We start from the raw sequence: 24,179 nt of genomic DNA on the forward strand, positions 1-24,179 counted from the left end.
ACTAGACCATGCACTTCACCATTCAACGCGAAGCCCTGTTGAAACCCCTGCAACTGGTCGCAGGCGTCGTCGAGCGCCGCCAGACCTTGCCGGTACTGTCCAACGTACTGCTGGTTGTTCAGGGTCAGCAGCTTTCACTGACCGGTACAGACCTGGAAGTGGAACTGGTTGGCCGTGTTCAACTGGAAGAGCCTGCCGAGCCAGGCGAAATCACCGTACCTGCACGCAAGCTCATGGATATCTGCAAAAGCTTGCCGAACGACGCGCTGATCGACATCAAGCTCGATGAGCAGAAGATCGTGGTCAAGGCCGGGCGCAGCCGTTTCACCCTGTCGACCCTGCCAGCCAATGACTTCCCGACTGTTGAAGAAGGCCCGGGTTCGCTGACCTGCAACCTCGAGCAAAGCCGTCTGCGCCGCCTGATCGAGCGCACCAGCTTCGCCATGGCCCAGCAGGACGTACGTTACTACCTCAACGGCATGCTGCTGGAAGTGTCCACCAACACCCTGCGTGCGGTGGCCACCGACGGTCACCGTCTGGCCATGTGCTCGATGAGTGCCGACATCGGCCAGGCTGACCGTCACCAGGTCATCGTGCCGCGCAAAGGTATCCTTGAGCTGGCGCGCTTGCTCACCGAGCCGGATGGCATGGTCAGCATCGTCCTGGGTCAGCATCACATCCGCGCTACAACAGGTGAGTTCACCTTCACCTCGAAGCTGGTAGATGGCAAGTTCCCCGACTACGAGCGTGTACTGCCCAAGGGCGGTGACAAGCTGGTGCTGGGTGATCGCCAGGCGCTGCGTGAAGCATTCAGCCGTACCGCGATTCTGTCGAACGAGAAGTACCGTGGCATCCGTCTGCAGCTGGCCAGCGGTCAGTTGAAGATCCAGGCCAACAACCCTGAGCAGGAAGAAGCGGAAGAAGAGATCAGCGTCGACTACAACGGTAGCGCGCTGGAAATCGGCTTCAACGTCAGCTACCTGCTGGATGTGCTGGGCGTCATGACCACTGAGCAAGTTCGCCTGATTCTGTCGGACTCCAACAGCAGTGCGCTGCTGCAGGAAGCTGACAACGACGACTCCGCTTACGTTGTCATGCCGATGCGTCTGTAACTTCTAGATGTCCCTCAGTCGCGTTTCTGTCACCGCGGTGCGTAACCTGCACCCGGTGACATTCTCCCCCTCCCCCCGCATCAATATCCTGTACGGCGCCAACGGCAGCGGCAAAACCAGCGTGTTGGAAGCCGTTCATCTGCTCGGCCTGGCCCGTTCCTTTCGCAGCACTCGTCTGACGCCAGTCATTCAGTATGAGCAATTGGCTTGTACGGTTTTTGGCCAGGTTGAATTGAGCGAAGGTGGTTCGAGCAACCTGGGTATTTCGCGGGACCGGCAAGGCGAGTTCACTATTCGCATCGACGGGCAGAACGCCCGCAGCGCAGCGCAGCTGGCAGAGATTCTGCCGTTGCAACTGATCAATCCGGATAGCTTTCGTTTGCTCGAAGGCGCACCGAAAATTCGCCGGCAGTTCCTTGACTGGGGTGTGTTCCACGTGGAACCACGCTTCATGGCCACATGGCAACGCCTGCAGAAGGCTTTGCGGCAGCGGAACTCATGGTTGCGGCATGGTACACTTGACGCTGTTTCGCAAGCGGCCTGGGACCGGGAACTGTGCCTGGCCAGTGCTGAAATAGATGAATACCGCCGAAATTACATCAAGGCCTTGAAGCCCGTCTTTGAGCAAACCCTGAGCGATTTGGTCGAGCTCGAAGGGCTGACCCTGAGTTATTACCGTGGCTGGGACAAGGATCGAGAACTCAGTGAAGTGCTCGCCTCTTCCTTGCAACGAGATCAGCACATGGGCCACACCCAGGCCGGACCACAACGCGCTGATTTGCGCTTGAGACTCGGCGCTCACAACGCCGCCGACATTTTGTCTCGGGGCCAGCAGAAACTTGTGGTCTGCGCGTTGCGTATCGCCCAGGGACATTTGGTCAGCCAGGCTCGGCGCGGCCAATGTATTTATCTAGTGGATGACTTGCCATCCGAGTTGGATGAGCAGCACCGTCGCGCACTTTGCCGCTTGTTGGAAGACTTACGCTGCCAGGTGTTTATCACCTGTGTAGATCACGAATTATTGAGGGAAGGCTGGCAGACGGAAACGCCAGTTGCTTTGTTCCACGTGGAACAGGGCCGTATCACCCAGACCCACGACCATCGGGAGTGAAGGCATGAGCGAAAATCAAACGTACGACTCCTCCAGCATTAAGGTGCTGAAAGGGCTAGATGCCGTGCGCAAGCGTCCCGGTATGTACATTGGCGACACCGATGATGGTAGCGGCCTGCACCACATGGTGTTCGAGGTTCTCGATAACTCGATCGACGAAGCACTCGCCGGCCACTGTGATGACATCACCGTAACTATTCATCCGGACGAATCCATCAGTGTTCGCGACAACGGTCGCGGCATTCCAGTCGACGTGCACAAAGAGGAAGGCGTATCCGCCGCTGAGGTCATCATGACCGTCCTGCACGCTGGCGGTAAGTTCGATGACAACTCCTACAAAGTATCCGGTGGTCTGCACGGTGTAGGTGTGTCTGTGGTTAACGCCCTCTCCGAAGAGCTGATCCTGACTGTTCGCCGTAGCGGCAAGATTTGGGAACAGACCTATGTTCACGGGGTTCCTCAAGCTCCGATGGCCATCGTCGGTGAGAGTGAAACCACTGGTACCATTATCCACTTCAAGCCCTCGGCCGAAACCTTCAAGAACATCCACTTCAGCTGGGACATTCTGGCCAAGCGGATTCGCGAACTGTCGTTCCTCAACTCTGGCGTCGGCATCCTCCTGAAGGATGAGCGTTCGGGCAAGGAAGAGCACTTCAAGTACGAAGGCGGTCTGCGTGCCTTCGTTGAGTACCTGAACACCAACAAGACCCCGGTCAACCAGGTGTTCCATTTCAGCGTTCAGCGTGAAGACGGCGTGGGCGTGGAAATCGCTCTGCAGTGGAACGACAGCTTCAACGAGAACCTGTTGTGCTTCACCAACAATATTCCGCAGCGCGACGGTGGTACTCACCTGGTCGGCTTCCGCTCGGCGTTGACCCGTAACCTGAACAACTACATCGAGCAGGAAGGCCTGGCCAAGAAGAACAAGGTTTCGACCACCGGCGACGACGCCCGTGAAGGTCTGACCGCGATCATCTCGGTGAAGGTGCCAGATCCTAAGTTCAGCTCGCAGACCAAGGACAAGCTGGTTTCTTCGGAAGTGAAAACTGCCGTGGAACAGGAGATGGGCAAATACTTCTCCGACTTCCTGCTGGAGAACCCGAACGAAGCCAAGGCGGTTGTCGGAAAGATGATCGACGCCGCGCGTGCTCGTGAAGCAGCGCGCAAGGCGCGGGAAATGACTCGCCGTAAAGGCGCGCTGGATATCGCTGGCCTGCCAGGCAAACTGGCGGACTGCCAGGAGAAGGACCCTGCCCTTTCCGAACTGTACCTGGTGGAGGGTGACTCCGCAGGTGGTTCGGCCAAGCAAGGTCGTAACCGTAAGACCCAGGCCATCCTGCCGCTCAAGGGTAAGATCCTCAACGTCGAGAAAGCACGTTTCGACAAGATGATCTCGTCCCAGGAAGTCGGCACGCTGATTACCGCACTGGGCTGTGGTATCGGCCGCGAAGAGTACAACATCGACAAACTGCGTTATCACAACATCATCATCATGACCGATGCTGACGTTGACGGTTCGCACATCCGTACCCTGCTGCTGACGTTCTTCTTCCGTCAGTTGCCGGAGCTGGTCGAGCGTGGCTACATCTATATCGCCCAGCCGCCGCTGTACAAGGTCAAGAAAGGTAAGCAGGAGCAGTACATCAAAGACGACGAGGCCATGGAAGAGTACATGACCCAGTCGGCTCTGGAAGACGCCAGCCTGCACCTGGACGAATCGGCACCACCGGTTTCCGGCGTTGAGCTGGAGCGCCTGGTCAACGAATTCCGTACGGTGATGAAGACTCTCAAGCGTCTGTCGCGCCTGTACCCACAGGAACTGACCGAGCACTTCGTCTACCTACCGGCCGTCTCCCTGGATCAGCTGGGTGACCACGCTGCCATGCAGGAATGGTTGGGTAAATTCGAAGAGCGTCTGCGTATCAGCGAGAAGTCGGGCCTGCTGTACAAGGCCAGTCTGCGTGAAGACAAAGAGCGTAATGTCTGGCTGCCGGAAGTGGAAATCACCTCCCATGGCCTGGCCAGCTATGTCACCTTCAACCGTGACTTCTTCGGCAGTAACGACTACCGCACCGTCACCGCCCTGGGCGCACAGCTGAGCACCCTGCTCGGCGAAGGCGCCTATGTGCAACGTGGCGAGCGCAAGAAGGCGATTACCGAGTTCAAGGAAGCGCTCGACTGGCTGATGACCGAAAGCACCAAGCGTCACACCATCCAGCGCTATAAAGGTCTGGGTGAGATGAACCCTGACCAGCTGTGGGAAACCACCATGGACCCAACCGTGCGCCGCATGCTCAAGGTGACCATCGAAGACGCGATCGCAGCCGATCAGATCTTCAACACCCTGATGGGCGATGCAGTTGAGCCACGTCGTGAGTTCATCGAAAGCAACGCCCTGGCGGTGTCTAACCTGGACTTCTGATCAGGTGTCGATGGGCACATTAAGTGTCACAAGTGGGCGAGTTACTGTCGCTTTCTAGGGAAAACCCCGGCCTTGGTGTCGGGGTTTTTCTTTGTGGCGTAGCCTAGTCAAAGCGATTAACACCATGCTCCAAGCCCTAGTTTGGGTTTTATGGATGATGTGATGGAACATGGTTGCGGCTTCATCGAAACAAACCGCATCCTTGCTTGGCTGCTTGGCTGCTTGGCTGCTTGGCTGCTTGGCTGCTTGGCTGCTTGGCTGCTTGGCTGCTTGGCTGCTGTAGGTGGGCAAAGTTATTTGCCCTTTCGGCCAAAGTTAAGTGGTTTGGCCAAAGTTAGTGACCAGAGAAAACCCCAGCATGTCTTGTATCAGGGGGTTCTTTTGGCTGCTCATAAAGACGCCTATTGATAGACTGGAAAAATTTAGCGCTAGAGATATGCGCTAGCAGTAATTAAAAGGAATTCCTTATGTCCGCCCTTTCCTCCCTGCTCGACGTCTATCGCGCTGCTTCAGCTTCTGAGCGTGAAAAAGGCACCTACTTTGAAGAGCTGATCTGTGCTTACCTGCGCAACGAAGCCACCTACCGTGACCTGTACGACAAGGTGTGGATGTACGCTGATTGGGCCAAAGAACAGGGGCTGGACGGTCGTGATACCGGCATCGACCTGGTGGCACGCACCCAGGGCACCGGCGAGTTCCATGCCATACAGTGCAAGCTGTACGCCGAGGACTACCGCGTCCAGAAGAAGGACATCGATAGCTTCTTCACCGCCTCGGGCAAGGCGCCGTTCTCACATCGTATCATCGTAGCCACCACCAACAACTGGAGCGAACACGCCGAAGATGCCTTGCAGGGTCAGCAGCTTTCGATCAACAAGATCGACCTGCAAGCTCTGGAAGACAGCCAAATCGATTGGGCCAAATACCAGCCCAACATGGCTGTTGCTTTCAAGGCTCGTAAGCAGCTTCGGGATCACCAGATAACTGCGCTGAATGCCGTTGCGGCAGGCTTAAAAGAGGCCGAGCGCGGCAAGCTGATCATGGCCTGCGGCACTGGTAAGACCTTCACGAGCCTGAAAATTGCCGAACAGCAGGCCGGCAAGGGCAAGCGTGTGTTGTTCCTAGTGCCCAGCCTCTCACTACTCTCGCAGACTCTCACCGAATGGACGCAGGAAAGTGAAACCCTACTCCACAGCTTCGCCGTGTGCTCCGACAGCGACGTAGGCAAGAAGCGCAAGGCCGATGAGGATACCCCGCAGGTCTTCGCTCACGAACTGCGCTACCCGGCCACTACCAAGGCAGATCGCCTTGCGGCGGAAATGCTCAAGCGCCACGATGCCGAACACATGAGTGTGGTGTTCTCCACCTACCACTCCATCGACGTTATTAGCCGCGCCCAGCACGAACACGGCCTGGCAGCATTTGATCTGATCATCTGTGACGAGGCCCATCGCACCACTGGCGCCACCTTTGACGACGATGACGAAAGTACCTTCGTGCGCGTTCACGACGGCGATTACATTCGTACCGCCAAACGCCTGTACATGACCGCCACACCGCGTATCTACGGCGACAGCGCCAAGGTCAAGGCCGAGTCCGGTGAAGTCACCCTCTGCTCGATGGATGACGAAGCGCTGTACGGCAAAGAGCTGTTCGTCATCAACTTCTCCGAGGCCGTCCAGCGTGGCCTGCTCACCGACTACAAGGTGCTGGTACTCACCGTCGAAGAGAGCGCTATCAGTCGCCGTCTCCAGGACTTGCTGAAGGACGAAAACAACCAGCTCAAGGTGGACGATGCCGCCAAGATCGTCGGCTGCTGGAAGGCACTGGCCAAACAGGGGCTGGCCGAGCAGTTGGTGGGTGACGATGAGCCCATGAAGCGCGCGGTTGCCTTCTGCCAGGTCATCTCACCGAACTACAAGGGAACCAAGCACAAAGTTAGCTCCATCAACATCGCCAGCATGTTCCAGTCGGTGGTTGAGGCTTATCAGGAGTCCGAAGAAATCTACGAAGCCTCCCGCCTGATCTGCGAGGCCGAGCACGTTGATGGTGGTATGAATGCCAGCCAGAAAGAAGGCAAGCTCAACTGGCTCAAGGAAGAACCCCCGGCCAACACCTGCCGCATCCTCAGCAACGTGCGCTGCCTATCTGAGGGCGTGGACGTGCCTGCGCTGGACGCCGTGCTCTTCCTGACACCGCGTAATTCCCAGGTGGACGTGGTGCAATCCGTTGGCCGGGTAATGCGCAACGCGCCGGGCAAGAAGCGCGGCTATGTGGTGCTGCCGGTGGTCATCCCCGCAGGCATGGAGCCTCACGACGCCCTCAACGACAACCAGACCTACAAGGTGGTCTGGCAGGTACTTCAGGCGCTGCGCTCGCATGACGACAGCTTCGATGCCATGGTCAACAAGCTCGACCTGATCGGCTCAGACCCGCGCAAGATGGAAGTTATCGCCATCACCGACAAGGCCGAGAAAAAGTCAAAAAAATCCAGCGGCACCAGTAACGACAAGGCCGGCAAAGGCCAGTACGGCATTGGTGAGAAACGCTCGAAATATGATGTCGAAGGCCAGATGACCCAGCAAGCCGAGCTGACTTACGAAGTTGGTGAAATCGAGAAGGCCATCTACGCCAAGATCGTCGAGAAGTGCGGCAACCGCCACCACTGGGAAGATTGGGCCAATGATATCGCCAAGATCGCCCGTACCCACATCGACCGTATCCAGGGCATTCTGGATAACTCGGCCAACACCCAGGAAAAGGCCGCCTTCAACGCCTTTTCCGCCGAGCTGCGTGATGACCTCAACGACAGCATCAGCGATGGCGAGATCGTCGAAATGCTCGCCCAGCATCTGGTGACCAAACCAGTATTCGATGCGCTGTTCGACGAATACAGTTTTGCGAGTCAAAACCCTATTTCAAAGGCCATGCAAGGCGTGCTGGATGCGCTCCACGAACACCGGCTAGATAAAGAAGCCGATACCTTGGAGAGGTTCTACGCCAGTGTTCGTCAGCGTGCTGCCGGCATCGATAACGCCCAAGGCAAACAGAAGATCATCGTCGAGCTGTACGAAAAGTTCTTTGCCAATGCTTTTCCTAAGCTGCGTGACAAGCTGGGTATCGTTTACACCCCGGTTCAGGTAGTGGACTTCATCCTCCATAGTGTCAACCACCTTCTGCAACAGGAGTTCGGCCAGACTCTCGGCAGCAAGGGCGTCCATATCATCGATCCCTTTACTGGCACCGGTACCTTTGTTACCCGGTTGATCCAGTCGGGCCTGATCAAGCCGGAAGAACTGCCGCACAAATTTAAGCATGAGATCCATGCCAACGAGCTGGTACTGCTGGCCTATTACATCGCCGCCATCAATATCGAGGCTGCTTACCACGGTGAAGTAATTGACGAATACACACCGTTCGAAGGCATCTGCCTAACGGACACCTTTCAGATGTACGAGAAGGATGATTTGGTAGATGTTCTTCTAGAGGACAACAGTGCTCGACGCAAACGGCAGAAGGAACTAGATATTCGGGTGATTGTGGGAAATCCACCATACTCAGCTGGCCAGAGTAATGCCAACGACAACAACGCCAACGTACAGTATCGAGCGCTGGATGCTCGTATCCGTGATACTTATGCTGCACGTACGGATGCCACGAATCTAAACAAGCTGTACGACAGCTATATACGTGCTATTCGATGGGCCAGTGACCGTATTGGAGACGCCGGCGTGATTGGTTTTGTCACCAATGCAGGGTTTGTCGAGTCCAATACCGCAGACGGTTTGCGCAAGTGCCTGGTAGATGAGTTTTCTAGCCTCTATGTGTTTCATCTGCGCGGTAATCAGCGCACCAGTGGCGAAACATCACGCAAGGAAGGTGGCAAGATCTTCGGCAGCGGTAGTCGTGCACCTATAGCCATCTCCCTGCTGGTCAAGAATCCAGCTGCGAAAGCTCACGGGCAGATTCATTTCTACGACATTGGCGACTACCTCACCCGCGAGGAAAAGTTGGAAAAGATCGCCAGCTACATAAGCGTGGCAGGAATTGAGCAGTGGCAGCAGCTCATCCCGGATGAGCACGGTGACTGGCTCAAACAGCGTGATAACAGTTTCGGCCAGTTCATGGCGCTGGGGGATAAAAGCGACAAAAGCGCTGAAACATTGTTTGAGAGCTATTCAAGGGGACTTGAAACGGGCCGAGATGCGTGGATCTACAACTGTTCCAAATCTGTTTTGAAGAAAAACGTCGGAAACATGATTGAGTTTTATAACTCAGAGGTCATTCGGTTGCAGAGCGCCACGCCTGGATTAGACAGAAAGGCTCGTGAACAACTGGTAAAAGATTTTGTGAGCACCGATAGCACAAAGATTAGCTGGACGCGTGGCTTACGCTCGGACTGTGCCGCTGGCAAGCTAGCCACCCTCAATCCTAACGGGGTGACTATCAGCCTCTACAGGCCGTTCACGAAGCAATATGCATACTTTGATCGCATGCTCAACGCCTACGTAAATCAGATGCCTCGAATTTTCCCCCGCTTTACACAAGGAAATGTGGGGATCTGTGTTCCAGGCTTGGGGGGCGACAAGGGGTTCTCCGCGCTCATAACCGATAACCTACCGGACTTGAACTTGGCTCCAGGAATGGGGGGATATCAGTGCTTCCCGTTATACCTTTATGACGAAGTAACACCAGCAAATGGAGACCTGTTCAGCGCAGAAGTCGGCAGCGGACTGCACCGCCGCAATGCCATCACCGATGTTGGGTTGGCACATTTCCAGAGTGCATATACGAGCGAGGCCATCAGCAAGGAAGACCTGTTCTACTATATCTATGGCCTCCTGCATTCGCCGGACTACTGTGAGCGCTACGCCGATAACTTGAGCAAGGAACTACCACGCATTCCGCCAGTGAAGACAGCTATCGATTTCTGGGCCTTCAGTAAGGCGGGCCGCGCCTTGGCTGAACTTCACTTGAATTACGAAGCCGTTGAGCCATATCCGCTGACTATCGAGGCCAAGGGCAGGCTCACCGACGCCGACTACCTCGTGGAAAAGATGAAGTTCGCCAAGAAGGGCGACAAGACCACCGTCGTCTACAACCACCGCATCACCCTCAAGGGTATCCCTGAGGCGGCGTGGGACTACGTGGTCAACGGCAAGGCCGCGCTGGACTGGGTGATGGAACGTCAAGCTGTGCGCACCGACAAAGCCAGCGGCATCGTCAACGACGCCAACGACTGGGCCACCGAAACCGTGGGCAACCCCAAGTACCCACTGGAGCTGTTCCAGCGCGTGGTCACAGTGAGCTTGGAAACCATGAAAATCGTGAAGTCCCTCCCCCCCCTCGATATCTGATCGAGAGCATGTCACCGGCTTGCCAAAATAGCCGGTGACATTTCCCAGTTGAATCCTTCCCCGTAACTCAGGTAAAACTATTAGCGCTGGGTGTTACCGCCCAGGTGCTCTTTAAACATGGTTATCAATCGGGCTTGCAGTTGGTGGTCAGGAAACTGACCAGCTTTGGTGTTCTCCAGAGCTACCTTCGCCACACACCTGTCGTCATCCCGATGGTCTCAGCGCTGAGGGTTTCGTGGCAAACGTCACGAGGCCGTCTGCGAGGTTCCATCGGATAATCGACAGAAATGCGGCGGACGGCTTATCAAGGACTTGATAAGCAGAACTGTGGTTTGTAGCGGCATCTTCAAGGTTCCTTTCGGCCCGGAATGCTTGGCGGCGGGGCATGTGCCCGGTCGACAGGAAATTAACCATGAGTTTTTTAAAGAAGACGGCTGGCCGTAAGGCCAACCTGTTAACGCACAATATTGAAGATGCCCGCGTCACCGTACAATCGGCGCCGAAGGAACGGAGCCAGCGGCAATGGATCGCAAGGTCGAAGATAGCAGCCAATTGGCTCGCGAAATTCTTCCTAGGTCGAGTTGCTGTCTGGATTTGGAATAACGCTGGGAGTATCTGGGATTGGCTTCACAGTAATGTAGGGCCGTTCCTATGACGCAACAAACCACATCATTCGAATTCTAGTGAGGCCGATCCAGTGATCGGCCTCACGTCATTTCGGGGACAGGAAATGGATGCTCCGCTTTATCCCTTCAAACCGATCTACAGCCTGAAGGCGCTGTCGTTGACCCTTGGCGAGCCCGCCGATCTCCTCGAAAGCTTGGCCAAGCGCAGCTCCAATCTGTATCGCTATGTACTGCAAGCGAAGAAAGACGGCACCCCCCGTGACACCTACGATGCTTACCAGCCGCTGAAAAGCATCCAACGGAAAATCGTAGACCGTTTACTAGCGCGTGTTCGCTTCCCGGAATATCTCCATGGCGGGATCAAAGACCCTGTGAACCGCCGAAGTATTTATTCCAATGCCAAAGTCCATGGCAACGCTAAATGTGTGCTGTTACAAGACATCAAGGACTTTTTTCCTTCGATCAAGGTGCAGCATGTACAGCAGATATTTGAGAGGCTCTTTGGTTTTTCCGAAGAGGTTTCGAATCTACTAGCCCTACTGACCACCCGTAATGGTGTTGTGCCACAGGGGGCCAGTAGCAGTGGCTATTTAGCCAACCTAGTGTTCTGGGATGTCGAACCCATGCTGGTGGCCAGACTGGAAGTGCGGGGGCTGAATTACTCGCGATTTGCCGATGACATCACGATCTCGTCCCCGACACCGCTGAATTCAGCAACGCTAACAAAGCTGGTCTCAGCGGTGACTCGGATGCTGGCAGAGAAAGGTTGCTATCAGAAACGCTCCAAGCTGCATGTTCGCAGGCGCGGGCAAACCTTGAAGGTGAAGGTCATCGATGAATTCGTGCCTTTGACCGTGACGGGACTAACCATCTTTAACCAGGCTCCTGGCATACCCAAGGCCGAACGCAAGGCGATACGGGCAGCCGTAAAACAGTTGGAGGATCAGGCGGAGCATGGCGCGACCTGGGCTCAGCTAGAACCACAGGCTCGTCGAGTGATGGGGCGTATTGGCCGATTAATTGCCTGTAAACACCCCGATGGTGAACGGTTGAAGCAACGGCTGCATACACTCAAGGCCCGTAGCCAGGTTGCACTTCTGGATCGCTACGCCGCAGCACAGCCGGAATCTGCACTTTCAGTCGAGTGACTACAGCTCGACGGTCAGGCTCTTAATTCCGAGCCCTTCACAGAAGCGCCCACCGCCGTCAGTGAGCGCAAATACCTCACCGGTTCACGCCTTGAGTGCACCGGCAGCCATTTCACGCCGAGGCGCAGTTCCAGGTGCCAGGCCTCGCCGTCGCGCAGCACGCGAAACTCCCGCGCCGCCCCGGTCTCGACCAGCGCCGCCAAGGTGTCCTGCTCGATGGCTTTGCGCATGCGCTGGTTCTCCGCTATTCCGTCAAACCATGCCCCACCCTTCTGGTATAGCGCATGACCGAGATACGGTCTCCGCAGTGGCAGCGGTGGTCGACCGAGCCCGACGTCAACGTGGGGGCGGATTTAACCTAACGTCCAATTACGCGAAGCGCGCCAATTCCAGATAGCCGGAACAATCTCGTCCTAGCCACAGCACTAATGGGTGCGGCGAAAAACTAGGGTTGCGAAACGGCTCACAGCGACGCACGCAATCCAAATCCGCTATCGGGTTGCTCACTAACGTGGTGCCACGCATGTTCCCCCAACGTGGATATCACTTGCTCGTATACCGACGGGTGCGGATGCTCATAGGAATTAGGCCCAGCAGCAGCGACGCATGCATGTAGGTTGGGAAAGCCCCGTATGAGTCTCTGTGAGAAATTTCGCTTAGAGCCGTGGTGCGGCAATACAAGTACTCCCACCCGGTCACGCAACGCAACAAAGTGATTCAATAAAGCCAACAGTCTTCCTTGATATGCAAGCTCAGCATCGCCAGTAGCGAGCCAACCAATCTCTAGTGGTGATCTTGTATGGGGTCTTGTGAGGAGGCTGAACGGGAGCTGAAGTCGGGTGATCATCGGCCGTTGTTGGGGACCCGCATAGAGCGACATTGAGATACTGTTGGTACCGACCCACAACGTTCTGTAGCACTCTTTCAGCAGGGCACGACCTTTTTCATCACGCGCATGGCGCACAATCGCTGACCGGGTCAGGCGCCCTCCGAACTTAGCTTTGAGCGCCTCGATGAAAGCCTGCATTCGGGACCTAGAAGGTTTGTGCGCATAGGGGGCCAACAGCCAGTCGAGCTGCGAACCATTCACGTCAATGCTGATCGCAGCCCCTGCTGCAATATCCTGCGCGATACCGTTCTTCACGGATCGCCGCTTAACTGCTGACGGAGGCCATTTCGTGTTGATGCTACCGGTTTCCCCCGGTCGGGGCTCCTCTCGGCCAGGTTCTGGTAAACGCCATTCGCTCAACGATTGGCTGCGATCTACCGTTCGCACAAAACTGACCGTACCAACACCACGGCCAATCAGCCATTTCGCCGGATCGACCACAAACTCCAGAAAGGTTCCGGATAGGGCCCCTGTCGCTAGGTCACGGATTATGGCGACCGCGTAGTCGGCTGCATTTAGATAGGGAAGTACCACCTCACCTACCGTCGTTGCCGCAAGCAGGCGGTCTACGCCATTGACATGGTCACTGTCCAAGTGGGAGAGAAACAGTAGGTCAATCGGGCCTTGAGCCGCGACAGTGAGAATCTCCTCCTTGAGACGATCCTGTTGGTTAGAGCCACAGTCATAAACCCAGCGCAATGTCGCATTTCCCGACTGAAGCTGACCGCTGAACATCCCGCCTTGCCCAACGGGATGCTGAATCATGGTGACATCCATGCGTACTTCTTCCTTATGTTGAATAACTACAAGCCTGTCGCTGGCTCCTAATTGTTCGGTGGGTGCCACTCGACCAGTTCATCTCAAGTCATTGTCCCCTGGCAGGCCTTGCTTTGACAAAAGCCTATCGAACGAGGGTTCAGCCTTTTCGTGCCATCCACACTTTCTGGATCGCATCCCGCATCTCTTCCGAGGCATTGAACACTGTTTGCCGGAAGCGGTTGCTGGCTCCAGTTGAGGCATTGATCTCGTAGGCTTTGGGTGCGCGCGCCGACCAGTGCTCCGGATCAGGTAACGCCCACTCAAATTGGAGCGGGACAAAGAACTGCTCGTCCGCATCCCCGCAGTAATCAGTGATCTGCACACTTCCCGTTGCCTTGCCTTTGGCGATCACCCCAACGCTCGTGTGATATAGGAACACTGTCGACCCTTTGCCGATGCGACGCACCGCATTCTTACGGTCATAGTAAGCTGCCGCCTTACCTTTCTTGCCATCGCCGAGCATGTCGCGCCAGGCATCGACCATGTACGTGCGGTTGGTGTTGACGATGAAAATTCCAGGATTGGTCTCCATCAAAAGATCCAACTCGGGATTGTAGGTGTCGAATTGAATGAACGGCTTGCCTTCCACGCGATACAGCTTGTAGGTAAGGCTGTCGATGTGGACGCCTTTTTTCGACCAATATTGAATGGCCTCCAGCGTGTCACGGTCCACGCCATTGGTCACGACAACGAAACGCTGATCTTGATTGAACTCTTGTTCTTTCAGGGGCGCCTCAAGTCCAAAGTACTCTTGGTGACTCGCACTCAAGGTACCTTGCAAACGTTGCTGGCTCTGGACCATCGCCTCCAGTTGGGCATAGGTGTAGCGACCGAATTTCTGCCCATAACGCATGACCTGAAGTAAGTTCTCAGCACTCGATTGCCAGCGTTTCAACTCGAAAATGAACAGGTTTCCCCTGCGGTCGAGCGCCAAGATATCGGCCTCCTCCTGGAACTGTCGCTCCTGGGCCAGCAGCATCAGTTGCTCTTCCGGGATCAACTCCACGAGATGCGAGGCCAGGAACTCCTCAATATGCTTTTCGCTAATGCCCAAGGCGTCGGGACGCTCGATAGGTACGCGACGACTGTCAGACAGAGCAGGTACGGTCAGCTCATACAGCATTGGTGCTAATCCTTAGCTTCGCGACATGCGGGCACAATGATGGCAACTTTGGTTTAGCTGGGTAGTTTGCCCATCGGATAGGATCGTGGGTAGTGGTGAATGTCAGAGGTGTTTCACACACATGGTGCCGGCGCTATCGCGTGGTTTTTTCTTACATGGCGAGAGCCGCGCAGTTGGCCGCTCTGCTCAGGATTGGTTCTGTTCCGGTCAAGTTATCCCGGACACGGTCTACGGCAGCTCACGCTGCCCGCTGCTTCGTAGCTATTGACACCGACCTGCATTCAGAGCTTCCAAAGCGCCGCAGCAATCCGTGATTGCTTCTGACGCAACCGGTCAATCTCCCATTGCACTGCCGCTTCTTCCGCCAGCGCTTCACTGGCCATGCCCTGTTGCACAATGTTCAGCGCCGGTATTTCCATTGCTTTGAGTGCTGAACCCTGAAGGGTGGGCGTGCTGCTACCCACGACCAATCGGCTGAGTTGGGCTTGGCCCATGGGCGAGCGTAAGTACACCATCAGCGCGCCAGGATCGTACTTTCCCGGGGCGCGCGCGCGCAAAATGGCCAGCGACTGACCGGCGACCCAGCCTCCGGCCCCGCTGCCGGGTGCCGACTTCACGAGGCCGACCTTCCCCACTGCCCCCTTCATGCAGATCAATACGTCGTCCCGCTCGACAAAATAGCTCAATGCTTTCGGTGTACTGAGATCGAACAATGAGTCTTTGCTAGCGCCCTGCACATGGCCGTAGTCGGGCAGGTCTGCTGCTTGGATTTCTTTTACTGGCACCCCATGTGCCGTCGTTGCGTACTGGCGGGCGCGAACGATATCGAAGTGATCGAGCAATTTGGTCGTGGGTTGTGTGGCCAGCAGGACGTCCAGTTTGTGCGTCTGGTCGTCGAGTACATAGCGACTCACTTCCAGGTTGCATTCGTCCCGTGGAATGTCGTTGACGGCCATTTTCACTGCCATGGCATTGTTGTCGCGATCTCTCACCTTTCGTAGCAGTTGCGGCAATCTGATCAGCTCAGTGCGTTTTTTAGGCGTGCTGGCCATGAACTCATCCGTCACGTTCACGAATCGAATGGTGTCTGACGGTGTCACGGTATCGAGAATTAGCACTGAAGCGGCAGCAGCAGATCCGGCAAACAACCCGCCCGGCAAAGCAATGACCGAGTGGATCATGCGCTTCTGAAGCAAATCAGCTCGAAGCAACCGTTCAGCGCCAGCATTGAACAGCGCACTGTTGGGAACGACCGCAATGATTTTGCCACGGGTCTGCGCAAGGAGATGCCGCAGGTTCAGTACGATGCTCGACTGCGTCTTTTCCGGAAAACGCTCGTGAAGATCATGTTCCACATCCTTGAGGGCATAGCGCCGTCCGTGTTCAAGGATGCTCAGGCTGACTGGAAAACGTTTGAGTTGGCCCTGCTCGGTCAAGGTGGGCATTAACACCGGATCGTTCCGGTGAACATCAGCACGAGCACCACTCAATTGCGCCAGGACCAGTTCTGCCGCCACGGGCGCGGAGGATTCCGCCCAGCAATCAATATTTTTGCGGCTACAGCGCGCCGCCAGTTGGCCGGAATTTTCCCACGGTAGGTAGACCTGGGTCGGTGAGTCAGAGGTCGCGAGTGAAACCAGGAAAGTGGCAAGACTGGGGTCGTAAGCGCTGTATGCCAAGTTCTTATCGGACGACCAATACAGCACATCATCCGCATTCCAATCGCGCAGCTGCCCTTGCTCCTCCAGCCATATGGCCTGTTGGATCAGCAGCGGCAGGTGCTGTGAGAGCGTTGGTTCGGACGTCGCAAGCGTGTGACCCAGTTGCGGGGAGATCAACGGCTGCACACGTCTGAAATTGTCTACCTGCGCGTTCGGGGACAGCTCAAGTTGACTGAACAAGCCGAGATCAGCCGGCAATTTACCGAGCCGCGACAAACGCGCCCATGCCGTGATTTGCAGAGCCAGTATGGTCGCGTCGGCCGCAGGAAAGGCCATAACGACGCCGACCAATGCGTTGAAAATTTGCTCGTCCCGGGTCATCAGCGTCACACAGGTGTAGAGAGAATAGACACACAAGGCTAGTCGAAACCGGCTGAGCAGTCAAAAAAGTATTGACTACTTTTTTGTGCGTGGTTATGCTTCCGGTCATCGAGGTATGATCGTTTGTCGCGTACCAGTTGCATGAGGGTGTCTGTGCCAGCTTGGATGGCTCGCCATTAATCCCGGTTGATCGATAACCCAAGGGTGATTACTGAGTTTTTTTCCTCGTAACACATAGCCACTAGTCGGAAATTTTCTCTGGGTTCTTTATTTATTATATATCTCTGAAATTTAAGACTTTTTATAATCAGTTGAAATCCGCTGATAATTTCAGTTTGATTGTTTTTGTTTCTATTACAGTATTCGATTTTTATAGTTACTTAGATATTAAGTCATTTGACTTTCTCCTACGGCGAATAACACTTTCCCGTGCATCGTAGGAGCACCCGCATGATCCGAGACATCGATAGCCCCACTTTCGCCAGAGATGTTGCTCGCAGAGTTCATCGCGGTCGACGTGCACTCGTGCTCAAGTCGCTGAAAGGCAAAGGCGGCGAATTGCGCGTTGAGAGCGGCCTTGAGCGCGATGTGGGATTGATGCTGGACATTGATCCGCGTGTAAGCGAGCTTGCCGCGCAACCCTTCACGCTCGAATTGCAGAGCAACTCCGTACTGCCTTCCCGCCAGGATTACCTCAAACGCCCAGGCGTGAAACCGCGCTTCTACACCCCTGACTTCCTCTGTCGGCTGGATGATGGCAGCGTATTGGCCATTGAAGCCAAGCATTCTCGGTTTAGTGCGGCATTCGAGGCTAAGCGTGAGGCGATCGAGAAATGCCTGAATTCGTACGGTATTGGCTTCATGCTCGTGTTGGACACCGCCGTTTCGCCTACGGTCATGCAGGCGCTGTCCAGCCTGCACTTGCTCCGAGCAGGCTATCTTGAGCCACTTCGTTCCACAGCGGAGACAGAGATCAGCGCCCTGCTCAACTCCGCAACCTGCTGGTCGGTCGAGGAGCTTGCCCTGCGCTTGACGTCTGGCCGCGTCGGCGTGCTTGCGGGGCTGCTGGCTGGACTATTGAGCGCCGACTTTTCCAAATCGCTCTTCTCGCCCACCAGCGAAGTTCACGCGGCCTATGGCGATCTGTCGCACTTTCAGTTTTTGCAGGTGCGCCCATGAGTCGCGCGCTGGCGGTCGATAGCATCATCTTGGAGCGCGACCAAGTGCGCCGGGTGGTGTCCATTCGCCCCGAAATTTCCCAGATCGTTTTGCAAGGGTCGCTAGGCGAAGAGTTCGTGTTGAGAATCGACGATTTTCAGCAGCGGTTCGCACAGGGTCAGTATCGCCGCAGCTACGGTCCAACAGTATCCGCTGTCCAGCCCATGCCGGTGCGCAACCTGACGCAGACGGAGCGTGGTGGGCTCGACCAACGACTAGAGCTGCTCGAATACATTGAAGAGGCGCGTCGTGATGGCTGTTCCTGGACGGCGACGATTGAGCGTCTTCAAGCCCACTGTGTCGAGCACAACCTGGCCCTACCCTCCATGCGGACGATTCAGCGCTGGCGCAAATCATCCGCTCTTGCTGGTTCAACGGACCAACTGGCACCCCGTTTCAGCGCCCGTGGTAACAAACGTCGGATGCAGACCCCGGATGATCTGGATTTCGAAGAAACCGTGGTCGATGAAATCATGCGGTCGTATTTTCACACCGACAAGTTCAATGTCACCCAGATCACCAAATTGGTGAATGATCAATGTCGGACGCGCGCAGCCCAACGCAATACCCGATTTCGTGGGATTTCGCGCCGCAGTGTTTCTCGTCGTATCCGTGAGTTGGAGCAGACGCTTATTGCCTCTGGCCGTGTCTCGAAAGCCACACATGATCAGGAGATGCGAGCGGCCATCCGCAAGTTGTTGGTGGAACGCCCCTACGAACGGGTGGAAGTCGATGCTACGCCCTTGGACGTTTTTTGCTGCGATGCGCATGGCCAGTTGATTGGCAAGGCTAACTGTTATGTGGGTATCGACGCGGCCTCCGGTGGGGTAGTCATGGTGAAATGTTGCATCGGGAAACCCTCGCAGGACTTTGTGCTGTCGGCGTTGGAGTTTTGCTTTTCACCTAAAGGCGAGGCGTTCAGCGAGCGCTACGACCTGAATCACCCGTGGTTGGCGCCGGCGGCGATCGAGACGATGGTGCTCGACAATGCGCAAGAGCATCACGGCGGTCTGGTATTGAGCGCACTGCGCTACTTGAACACCACCATCGACTACCCCATGGCTGGCAAGCCCCAAGCCAAGCCCTTCATTGAGCGGTTCTTCGGCACGCTGAAAGCCGGCCTGATCAATACGCTGCCAGGCTCCACCAAGTCCCAGTCGAAATTCGAGCGTGATCCGATTGGTCGTGCGATGAAGGAGCGCTTGTATACCGTCCAAGAGTTGGAGGCCTTGATCATCAAGTGGGTCGCAGACGTGTATATGCAGACGCCTTCTCAACGTCTGGAGTACCGCTTTGAACCAGGCTGCTCGCCGGCACGGGCCATGGAGTTGTTGAAACAACGCTACGTCCTGATACCACCACCGGATCCTGAAGAGTTTAGGAATGCTTGCTTGCGCTACAACGTGGATGAACTGACGCTGAGCCGAGAGGGTGTCTGTTACCAAACCATGACGTACAACAGCCATGAATTGAGCAAGCTGTACCAACGCAGGGGGCAAAAAACCAAGGTCAAGGTGCGATTCAATCCGCTCGACTGCCGCTCGGTTTTTGTGGTCGACCCCAGTGATGCTGGCGTATTGATCGAAGCCCACAACCGCCTAACGGCCATGCCTCTGATTAGCTTTGAGGAGGCCCGAAGGATCCGCCGTGTGCTTAGGAAGTCCGATGCCGAATTGTCGGGCGAGAACTATCAGATCGTGCACATGCAAATGCTTCGGGGAATTCGTGAACGGGCAGCTGGGGGGGGCATGAAGGATCAGAATCTCGCTGCCCGAAGTCTGGAGCGCGAAGAAAAGCGGCTTGAGACGCAGCGTCAAGAACCACCCCGGCCAGTTGTTGAGGCGATCACTGAAACACCGTCATCGGTGGCCACGCTCACGGCTGCGCCGCGCCGTAAGAAATCAGGCCAAGGAGACGCCGAATGAATGCGCTGGTGAAGTACGAGTTGATCGAGCACGCCACATTCAGTCAGGCATTGGACCGTTTGGAGTCCACGGTCAAGCGCGGCCTGGCCGGCGAATCGTTGATTCTGCCGATCTTCGGCCCGACTCGGGTGGGTAAAAGTGAATTGGTCAAAACGGTGATGGCAGACCATCCACCAAAGGTTGTCGGCGGGATTCGGCAGATGCCGATCGTGCGGGTGGTGACGCCGGTTAATCCGACCCGTCGCTCATTGCCTATCGCCTTGCTGGAAGGCCTGGGTTCCCCCCGCTACAGCCGTTCCAGCTCGGAGGAGCTGACCCGGATGGCCTGCGAGTTGATCAAGATCACCCAGACGAGAGTCCTGATCTTCGACGAAATGCAGCATTTTGCCGAGCGTGGTTCTCGCACCGCCGCCCGGGAAGCGGCGGACTGGTTGAAGGTGCTGGGCGAAGAAATGAACCTGACCTTGGTACTCACCGGATTGCCCTTGGCAAACGAGGTCCTGATCCGCAATGAACAGCTGCGCGACCGCGCTGAAGCCGTGTTCGAATTTCGGCCCTACAACTGGAACGATAACAATGAGCAACTGGCGTTTCGTGGTGCTTTGTTGTCCTTGAGCGAAGCCTTTATTGACGCAGGCTGGAGCGTGCCCGATGCGAGGGACCTGGACTATGCCAAACGTGTTTATGCGGCCTGTCTCGGTCGAATTGGCATGTTGGTGAAGTTGTTTCACGCTGCGGAGCACTTGGCCAAAGATCACAGCATCACTCTGAAGACGCTGGTTCGCGCCTATGCCGAAGCGGTGAATACCCGGTTTCTTGAGTTCAACCCCTTTGAAGGCAATCCGCCTGTAGAAAGTCTTCTGGGACAGGGCTTCGCCAAGATGCTGATCGAGTCTCACATGGCCATGCCTAAAGGTGTACTTCAAGGAGTAAAGCCATGAGTTTGATCGTTCGTCTTCAACCGCATTCTGACGAGTCCCTGCATGGCTTCCTGAGGCGTGTAAGTGAGCATAACTGGGCCCCAGGGGTTAAGTCGCTCTTGGCCAGCTTCGGGATGAAGTTCCGGTTGACCTACAGTGAGACTGAGCTTGCCCGACTCGCAGCGGAGTTGGACGTCGATGCCGTGGATTTGGCTATTCGCCAACTGGCTCCAGACAGCAGCAACGTGATGCTCCGACCGAAATACCAGTGTCGCAATGGCGACAAAGTCTGTCCGCAGTGTATGGCGGACAAGGCTTATCAACGCCTCGGGTGGAACCATGTACTGGTGACCGCTTGCCCACGTCACAACATCCAACTTGTGGCCAGTTGCGTGGCCTGTGGCCAAGGCATCAATGCTGACAGTCCGCTTGATCGCTGTGCGTGTGGTCAGGCCTACGCTCTGGGCTCAACCGTCACGGCCAGCGAGGAGTCGCTGGCGCTGTCAGCGTTTTTGCTGGGTATTGAGCACCCGGCCCGGCACTCACTACCAGCGGCATGGCGCACGGGCTCACCGCCCGCCAATGTAGTCGACCTCCTCTATCTGCTCGGCAAGCATTTTACGGTCAAGTCCGAGGACTCCCGCGAGAACAAATCCTCGCGTGGCAAAGCGTCGGTCGGTGCATTGATCGTATCGGTGCAAACCGGCTTTGGCCTCCTGTGGTCATGGCCGACGCGCTTCGACGAGGCCCTGGGCGCTCGACTGGCCAGTACTGAAGGCCCCGGTCTGGCCAAGCGCCTGGGCGGTTGGTACCGCGAACTGCATCAGCGCTATACCGATCCCGCGTATGACTGCCTACGGGAAGCGTTGGTCCAGCACCTGTCCCAGAACTTTGACGGACACCTCAACCTGAGAATCAGCACCATTGATCCGCAACACCTACAGGACAAGTGCTGGCTGTCTTCGGAAGAAGCTGGACGCCTGATCGGTATAGGCTCGGAGCTGGTTCGATCTGCCGTCACCACAGGAGAGATCAAGGGCAAAGTGACCGTTAAAGGCAAGAATCGATTCGTGTCGATTCACCGCGATGTCGTGCAGAAAGTCCGCCAAGATCGCCTTCGGTTTTTGACCACCACGGAAGTCCGTCGTCGGCTGGGTGTCAGCAAGCTGGTTTTTGAACGGCTCATGCAATCTGGAGCGTTGGATAGAAAAACCAAGTCTCAACGTCCGCCACTGGTTTCCGCAGAATTTCTTGCGGCGGATGTCGAGGCGCTGGTGGCTCGCCTTCATCAGGGTATTCAGCATAGAGATGTGGATAAGTCGACGTGGACTGGACTCCAAGATATTTCGATCAGACGAGGTATTCCGGACAGGGCTATTTGCCTGGTCCTGCAAAAAATACTGCACCAAGAAATCCTCCCCGTTGCGGTCATCGCCGGAGTACCGGGCATCTCTGGACTTCGCTTCGACATGGACGAACTCAAAGCATGTTTTGACGATGAACAGCCAGAAATGGTGTTGAGCATCACCCAGCTCGCACGGATGCAAGGTTGGAAGCATGAATCCATTAAGGAATGGATTGAGACAGGTCTTCTGACCGCTCGCAAAGAGTCAGTCAACGGCAAACAGCATTGGGGGATTCCCCTGGCTGATCTGTTGAAGTTCATGTCGGAGTTCGCGGTGCTCGCCGATCTTGCCCGCCGAACAAGCACTCGGTCGATCTGGCTGTTGAATCGATTGAAGCCCGCAGGGGTTAAGCCTGCGCTGGCCCCCAGAACGGGCCAGGGAACTTGCCGTGGCATGTTGCTTCGCATTGACGACCTGGTAAGTGCTGCGCAGTCCAGCAAACGCGCACAACCCAGTGCTTGTACCGCGTCAGCGTAATGCGATGGTTTGCGTAATGTGGAACGGGTTGCACAAAACCACCCTGCCTCCGATAGCTGAGGCTTGGCTTAAACCGGTAGTTCAGGAGGCAAGCAATGTTCAGCGCCAGTCGTTATGCATTACGCCAGTTGGCACGCGCTACGCGTACTGAATTCGAGGGGCCGGTCACGGGTTACATCATCAATGCGCGGATTGTGGCGTGTTGCTGTGTAGGGCAGGTATACGGTCATGCCAGAGCGAGAGCCGATGGCTGGTTTCAAGATGGGCATACCATCCGCACCTCCGATATTTTCCGCCTCGAAGAATGCCGGCGTCATTGGATTTGTGAAACGGAGAGCGGCAGCCGTTATGTGATTGTCAGCTTTGCCCGAGCGGGTGGCCGTCGATCTTTGGACGTGTTCATCGAGATTTTGCAGAAAGGGTTTCATCCGACCGCTCGCCACCGTCATTGAGGGCCGAGGGATTGAAGGTTCAAGGTGTTCTCACGTCAGCATCGCCGCGCATGCTGATTGACGGTGTGAGGTAACCTTGAGGGTATCGCTTACCGCGCCGTAGTGGGTAGATCGTTAGATTTGGGGGCAGCATGAAAGGGTTGAGTAAGTTGACGCCGCATAAAAAAAGCCTGCTGCTCACCGCCCTGCTGGAGAACTACCCCAGAGCGTACATTACGGGTTACGTGCTGGACGCCTACATCAGCAACTATTGCGTGGTCGGGCGGGTGTATAAGAGCCGTGTCTACCCCGATGGAACCTTGATCCTTTCCGAGTCGATCACTCAGGTCTTTGACTACACACGCCGGTACCTGATCGAAACCTGTGATCACGAGTGCTTTTTGGTGGTGAGCTTTCATTCTCATGGCGGGCGACAATCCCTGGAGCATCTACTCGCGTTGTTCAGTAGCGCGGCCAAGGCGGGTTCACGTTATTACCTCCACTGATCCATTGCGAGGGTCGGACGGCAGCGCACCTAGCGGTGAGGCGCTGACGGGCACCGACCCCGTTGGAGCAACAACAATGCGGAGGGGAAAAGGTGATGAGCCATCAGCGCTGTGACCAAGCGAAACCTCAGGCAAGCGGTGGCGTTTGGGCAACGCTCGGAGTACCGGAAAGTGGGGCCGAACTGTTGATGCTGGTTCAGGCCGGATTTCCCTTTACGATGATGGGGCCCTTGTCTCAACTTTTGAACATGACGCCGCTGCAACTCGCACGGCATTTACGGATGTCCTCCAGCACGCTGAGGCGTCGACGGTTGGCAGGCCATTTCAGCCCGGAAGAAAGTGACCGTCTCTATCGCACGGCCAGGGTCGTGGTGGCAGTCTTGAAACTGTACGAAGGTAACGTACACCAGGCGTTGCGCTGGATGACCGAGCCGCAATACGGCTTAGGAGGACGCCGTCCTATCACCTTGTTGATGACCTCTGTCGAGTCCGACGCCGTCTTGGAGTTGATAGGACGTTTAGAATACGGCGTCCTGGCCTAGAGCGCTGAGCGGCAAAGCCGAGTCGCCCAGGCCTCGAACGTGCATTTGTCGTGCGTTGGCTATTGAGGACGGAGTGTCGTGTGCAGGGTGGCCAAAGAAATGCTG

At 56.0% G+C, this 24,179-nt stretch carries 16 protein-coding genes and 1 pseudogene; 13 read left to right on the plus strand and 4 right to left on the minus strand.

The window, feature by feature from the left end; genetic code table 11:
* Positions 1-8: 8 nt before the first annotated feature.
* The 6 genes from dnaN (at position 9) to ACVI9W_RS12465 (ending at position 11,776) form a co-directional block, all read left to right on the plus strand.
* Positions 9-1,112 (plus strand): DNA polymerase III subunit beta, encoded by a 1,104-nt coding sequence (dnaN, locus tag ACVI9W_RS12440; protein ID WP_038605030.1) that lies wholly within the window; start codon positions 9-11, stop codon positions 1,110-1,112.
* Positions 1,113-1,119: 7 nt separating this feature from the next.
* On the plus strand, positions 1,120-2,223 hold the full coding sequence (gene recF, locus ACVI9W_RS12445; protein ID WP_045186360.1) for a DNA replication/repair protein RecF: 1,104 nt from the start codon (positions 1,120-1,122) through the stop codon (positions 2,221-2,223).
* 4 nt (positions 2,224-2,227) lie between these two features.
* Positions 2,228-4,645, plus strand: coding sequence for a DNA topoisomerase (ATP-hydrolyzing) subunit B (gyrB, locus tag ACVI9W_RS12450; RefSeq protein WP_422416309.1), 2,418 nt, complete (start codon positions 2,228-2,230; stop codon positions 4,643-4,645).
* A 150-nt stretch (positions 4,646-4,795) separates the two neighbouring features.
* Positions 4,796-5,053: a hypothetical protein gene (locus ACVI9W_RS12455; protein WP_461530139.1), complete on the plus strand. Its 258-nt coding sequence runs from the start codon at positions 4,796-4,798 to the stop codon at positions 5,051-5,053.
* A 59-nt stretch (positions 5,054-5,112) separates the two neighbouring features.
* Complete coding sequence (locus tag ACVI9W_RS12460) at positions 5,113-10,002, plus strand: DEAD/DEAH box helicase (protein ID WP_461530140.1); 4,890 nt, start codon at positions 5,113-5,115, stop codon at positions 10,000-10,002.
* Between the two features lie 730 nt (positions 10,003-10,732).
* Positions 10,733-11,776, plus strand: a complete 1,044-nt coding sequence (locus ACVI9W_RS12465; RefSeq protein WP_461530141.1) for a reverse transcriptase family protein — start codon at positions 10,733-10,735, stop codon at positions 11,774-11,776.
* On the opposite strand, the pseudogene ACVI9W_RS12470 reads toward ACVI9W_RS12465, so the two are convergent.
* The 4 genes and pseudogenes from ACVI9W_RS12470 to ACVI9W_RS12485 form a co-directional block, all read right to left on the minus strand.
* Positions 11,777-12,006: pseudogene (locus ACVI9W_RS12470) on the minus strand (hypothetical protein).
* Positions 12,007-12,239: 233 nt separating this feature from the next.
* Complete coding sequence (locus ACVI9W_RS12475) at positions 12,240-13,511, minus strand: ComEC/Rec2 family competence protein (protein ID WP_461530142.1); 1,272 nt, start codon at positions 13,509-13,511, stop codon at positions 12,240-12,242.
* 70 nt (positions 13,512-13,581) lie between these two features.
* Positions 13,582-14,607, minus strand: coding sequence for a hypothetical protein (locus ACVI9W_RS12480; protein ID WP_461530143.1), 1,026 nt, complete (start codon positions 14,605-14,607; stop codon positions 13,582-13,584).
* A 281-nt stretch (positions 14,608-14,888) separates the two neighbouring features.
* Positions 14,889-16,649, minus strand: a complete 1,761-nt coding sequence (locus ACVI9W_RS12485) for an N-6 DNA methylase (RefSeq protein ID WP_461530144.1) — start codon at positions 16,647-16,649, stop codon at positions 14,889-14,891.
* A gap of 450 nt (positions 16,650-17,099) precedes the next feature.
* On the opposite strand from ACVI9W_RS12485, the gene ACVI9W_RS12490 reads away from it, so the two are divergent.
* From ACVI9W_RS12490 to parS, 7 genes are all read left to right on the plus strand, one after another.
* Positions 17,100-17,828, plus strand: coding sequence for a TnsA endonuclease N-terminal domain-containing protein (locus ACVI9W_RS12490; protein ID WP_461530145.1), 729 nt, complete (start codon positions 17,100-17,102; stop codon positions 17,826-17,828).
* Positions 17,825-19,792 (plus strand): Mu transposase C-terminal domain-containing protein, encoded by a 1,968-nt coding sequence (locus ACVI9W_RS12495; protein ID WP_461530146.1) that lies wholly within the window; start codon positions 17,825-17,827, stop codon positions 19,790-19,792. Before ACVI9W_RS12490 ends, ACVI9W_RS12495 begins: the two co-directional genes overlap by 4 nt.
* Positions 19,789-20,733, plus strand: a complete 945-nt coding sequence (locus ACVI9W_RS12500; protein ID WP_461530147.1) for a TniB family NTP-binding protein — start codon at positions 19,789-19,791, stop codon at positions 20,731-20,733. The genes ACVI9W_RS12495 and ACVI9W_RS12500 overlap by 4 nt, the downstream gene beginning before the upstream one ends.
* The gene (locus ACVI9W_RS12505) at positions 20,730-22,595 is read left to right on the plus strand and encodes a TniQ family protein (protein WP_461530148.1); all 1,866 of its coding nucleotides are present in this window, start codon (positions 20,730-20,732) and stop codon (positions 22,593-22,595) included. The genes ACVI9W_RS12500 and ACVI9W_RS12505 overlap by 4 nt, the downstream gene beginning before the upstream one ends.
* 95 nt (positions 22,596-22,690) lie before the next feature.
* Entirely contained in the window at positions 22,691-23,047 is a 357-nt protein-coding gene (locus ACVI9W_RS12510) for a hypothetical protein (protein WP_461530149.1), read from the plus strand.
* Between the two features lie 131 nt (positions 23,048-23,178).
* The gene (locus ACVI9W_RS12515; protein ID WP_461530150.1) at positions 23,179-23,532 is read left to right on the plus strand and encodes a hypothetical protein; all 354 of its coding nucleotides are present in this window, start codon (positions 23,179-23,181) and stop codon (positions 23,530-23,532) included.
* A gap of 95 nt (positions 23,533-23,627) precedes the next feature.
* The gene (gene parS, locus ACVI9W_RS12520; RefSeq protein ID WP_461530151.1) at positions 23,628-24,074 is read left to right on the plus strand and encodes a type II RES/Xre toxin-antitoxin system antitoxin; all 447 of its coding nucleotides are present in this window, start codon (positions 23,628-23,630) and stop codon (positions 24,072-24,074) included.
* Positions 24,075-24,179: the final 105 nt, after the last annotated feature.

The sequence above is a fragment of the Pseudomonas sp. 210_17 TE3656 genome, assembly GCF_054821965.1.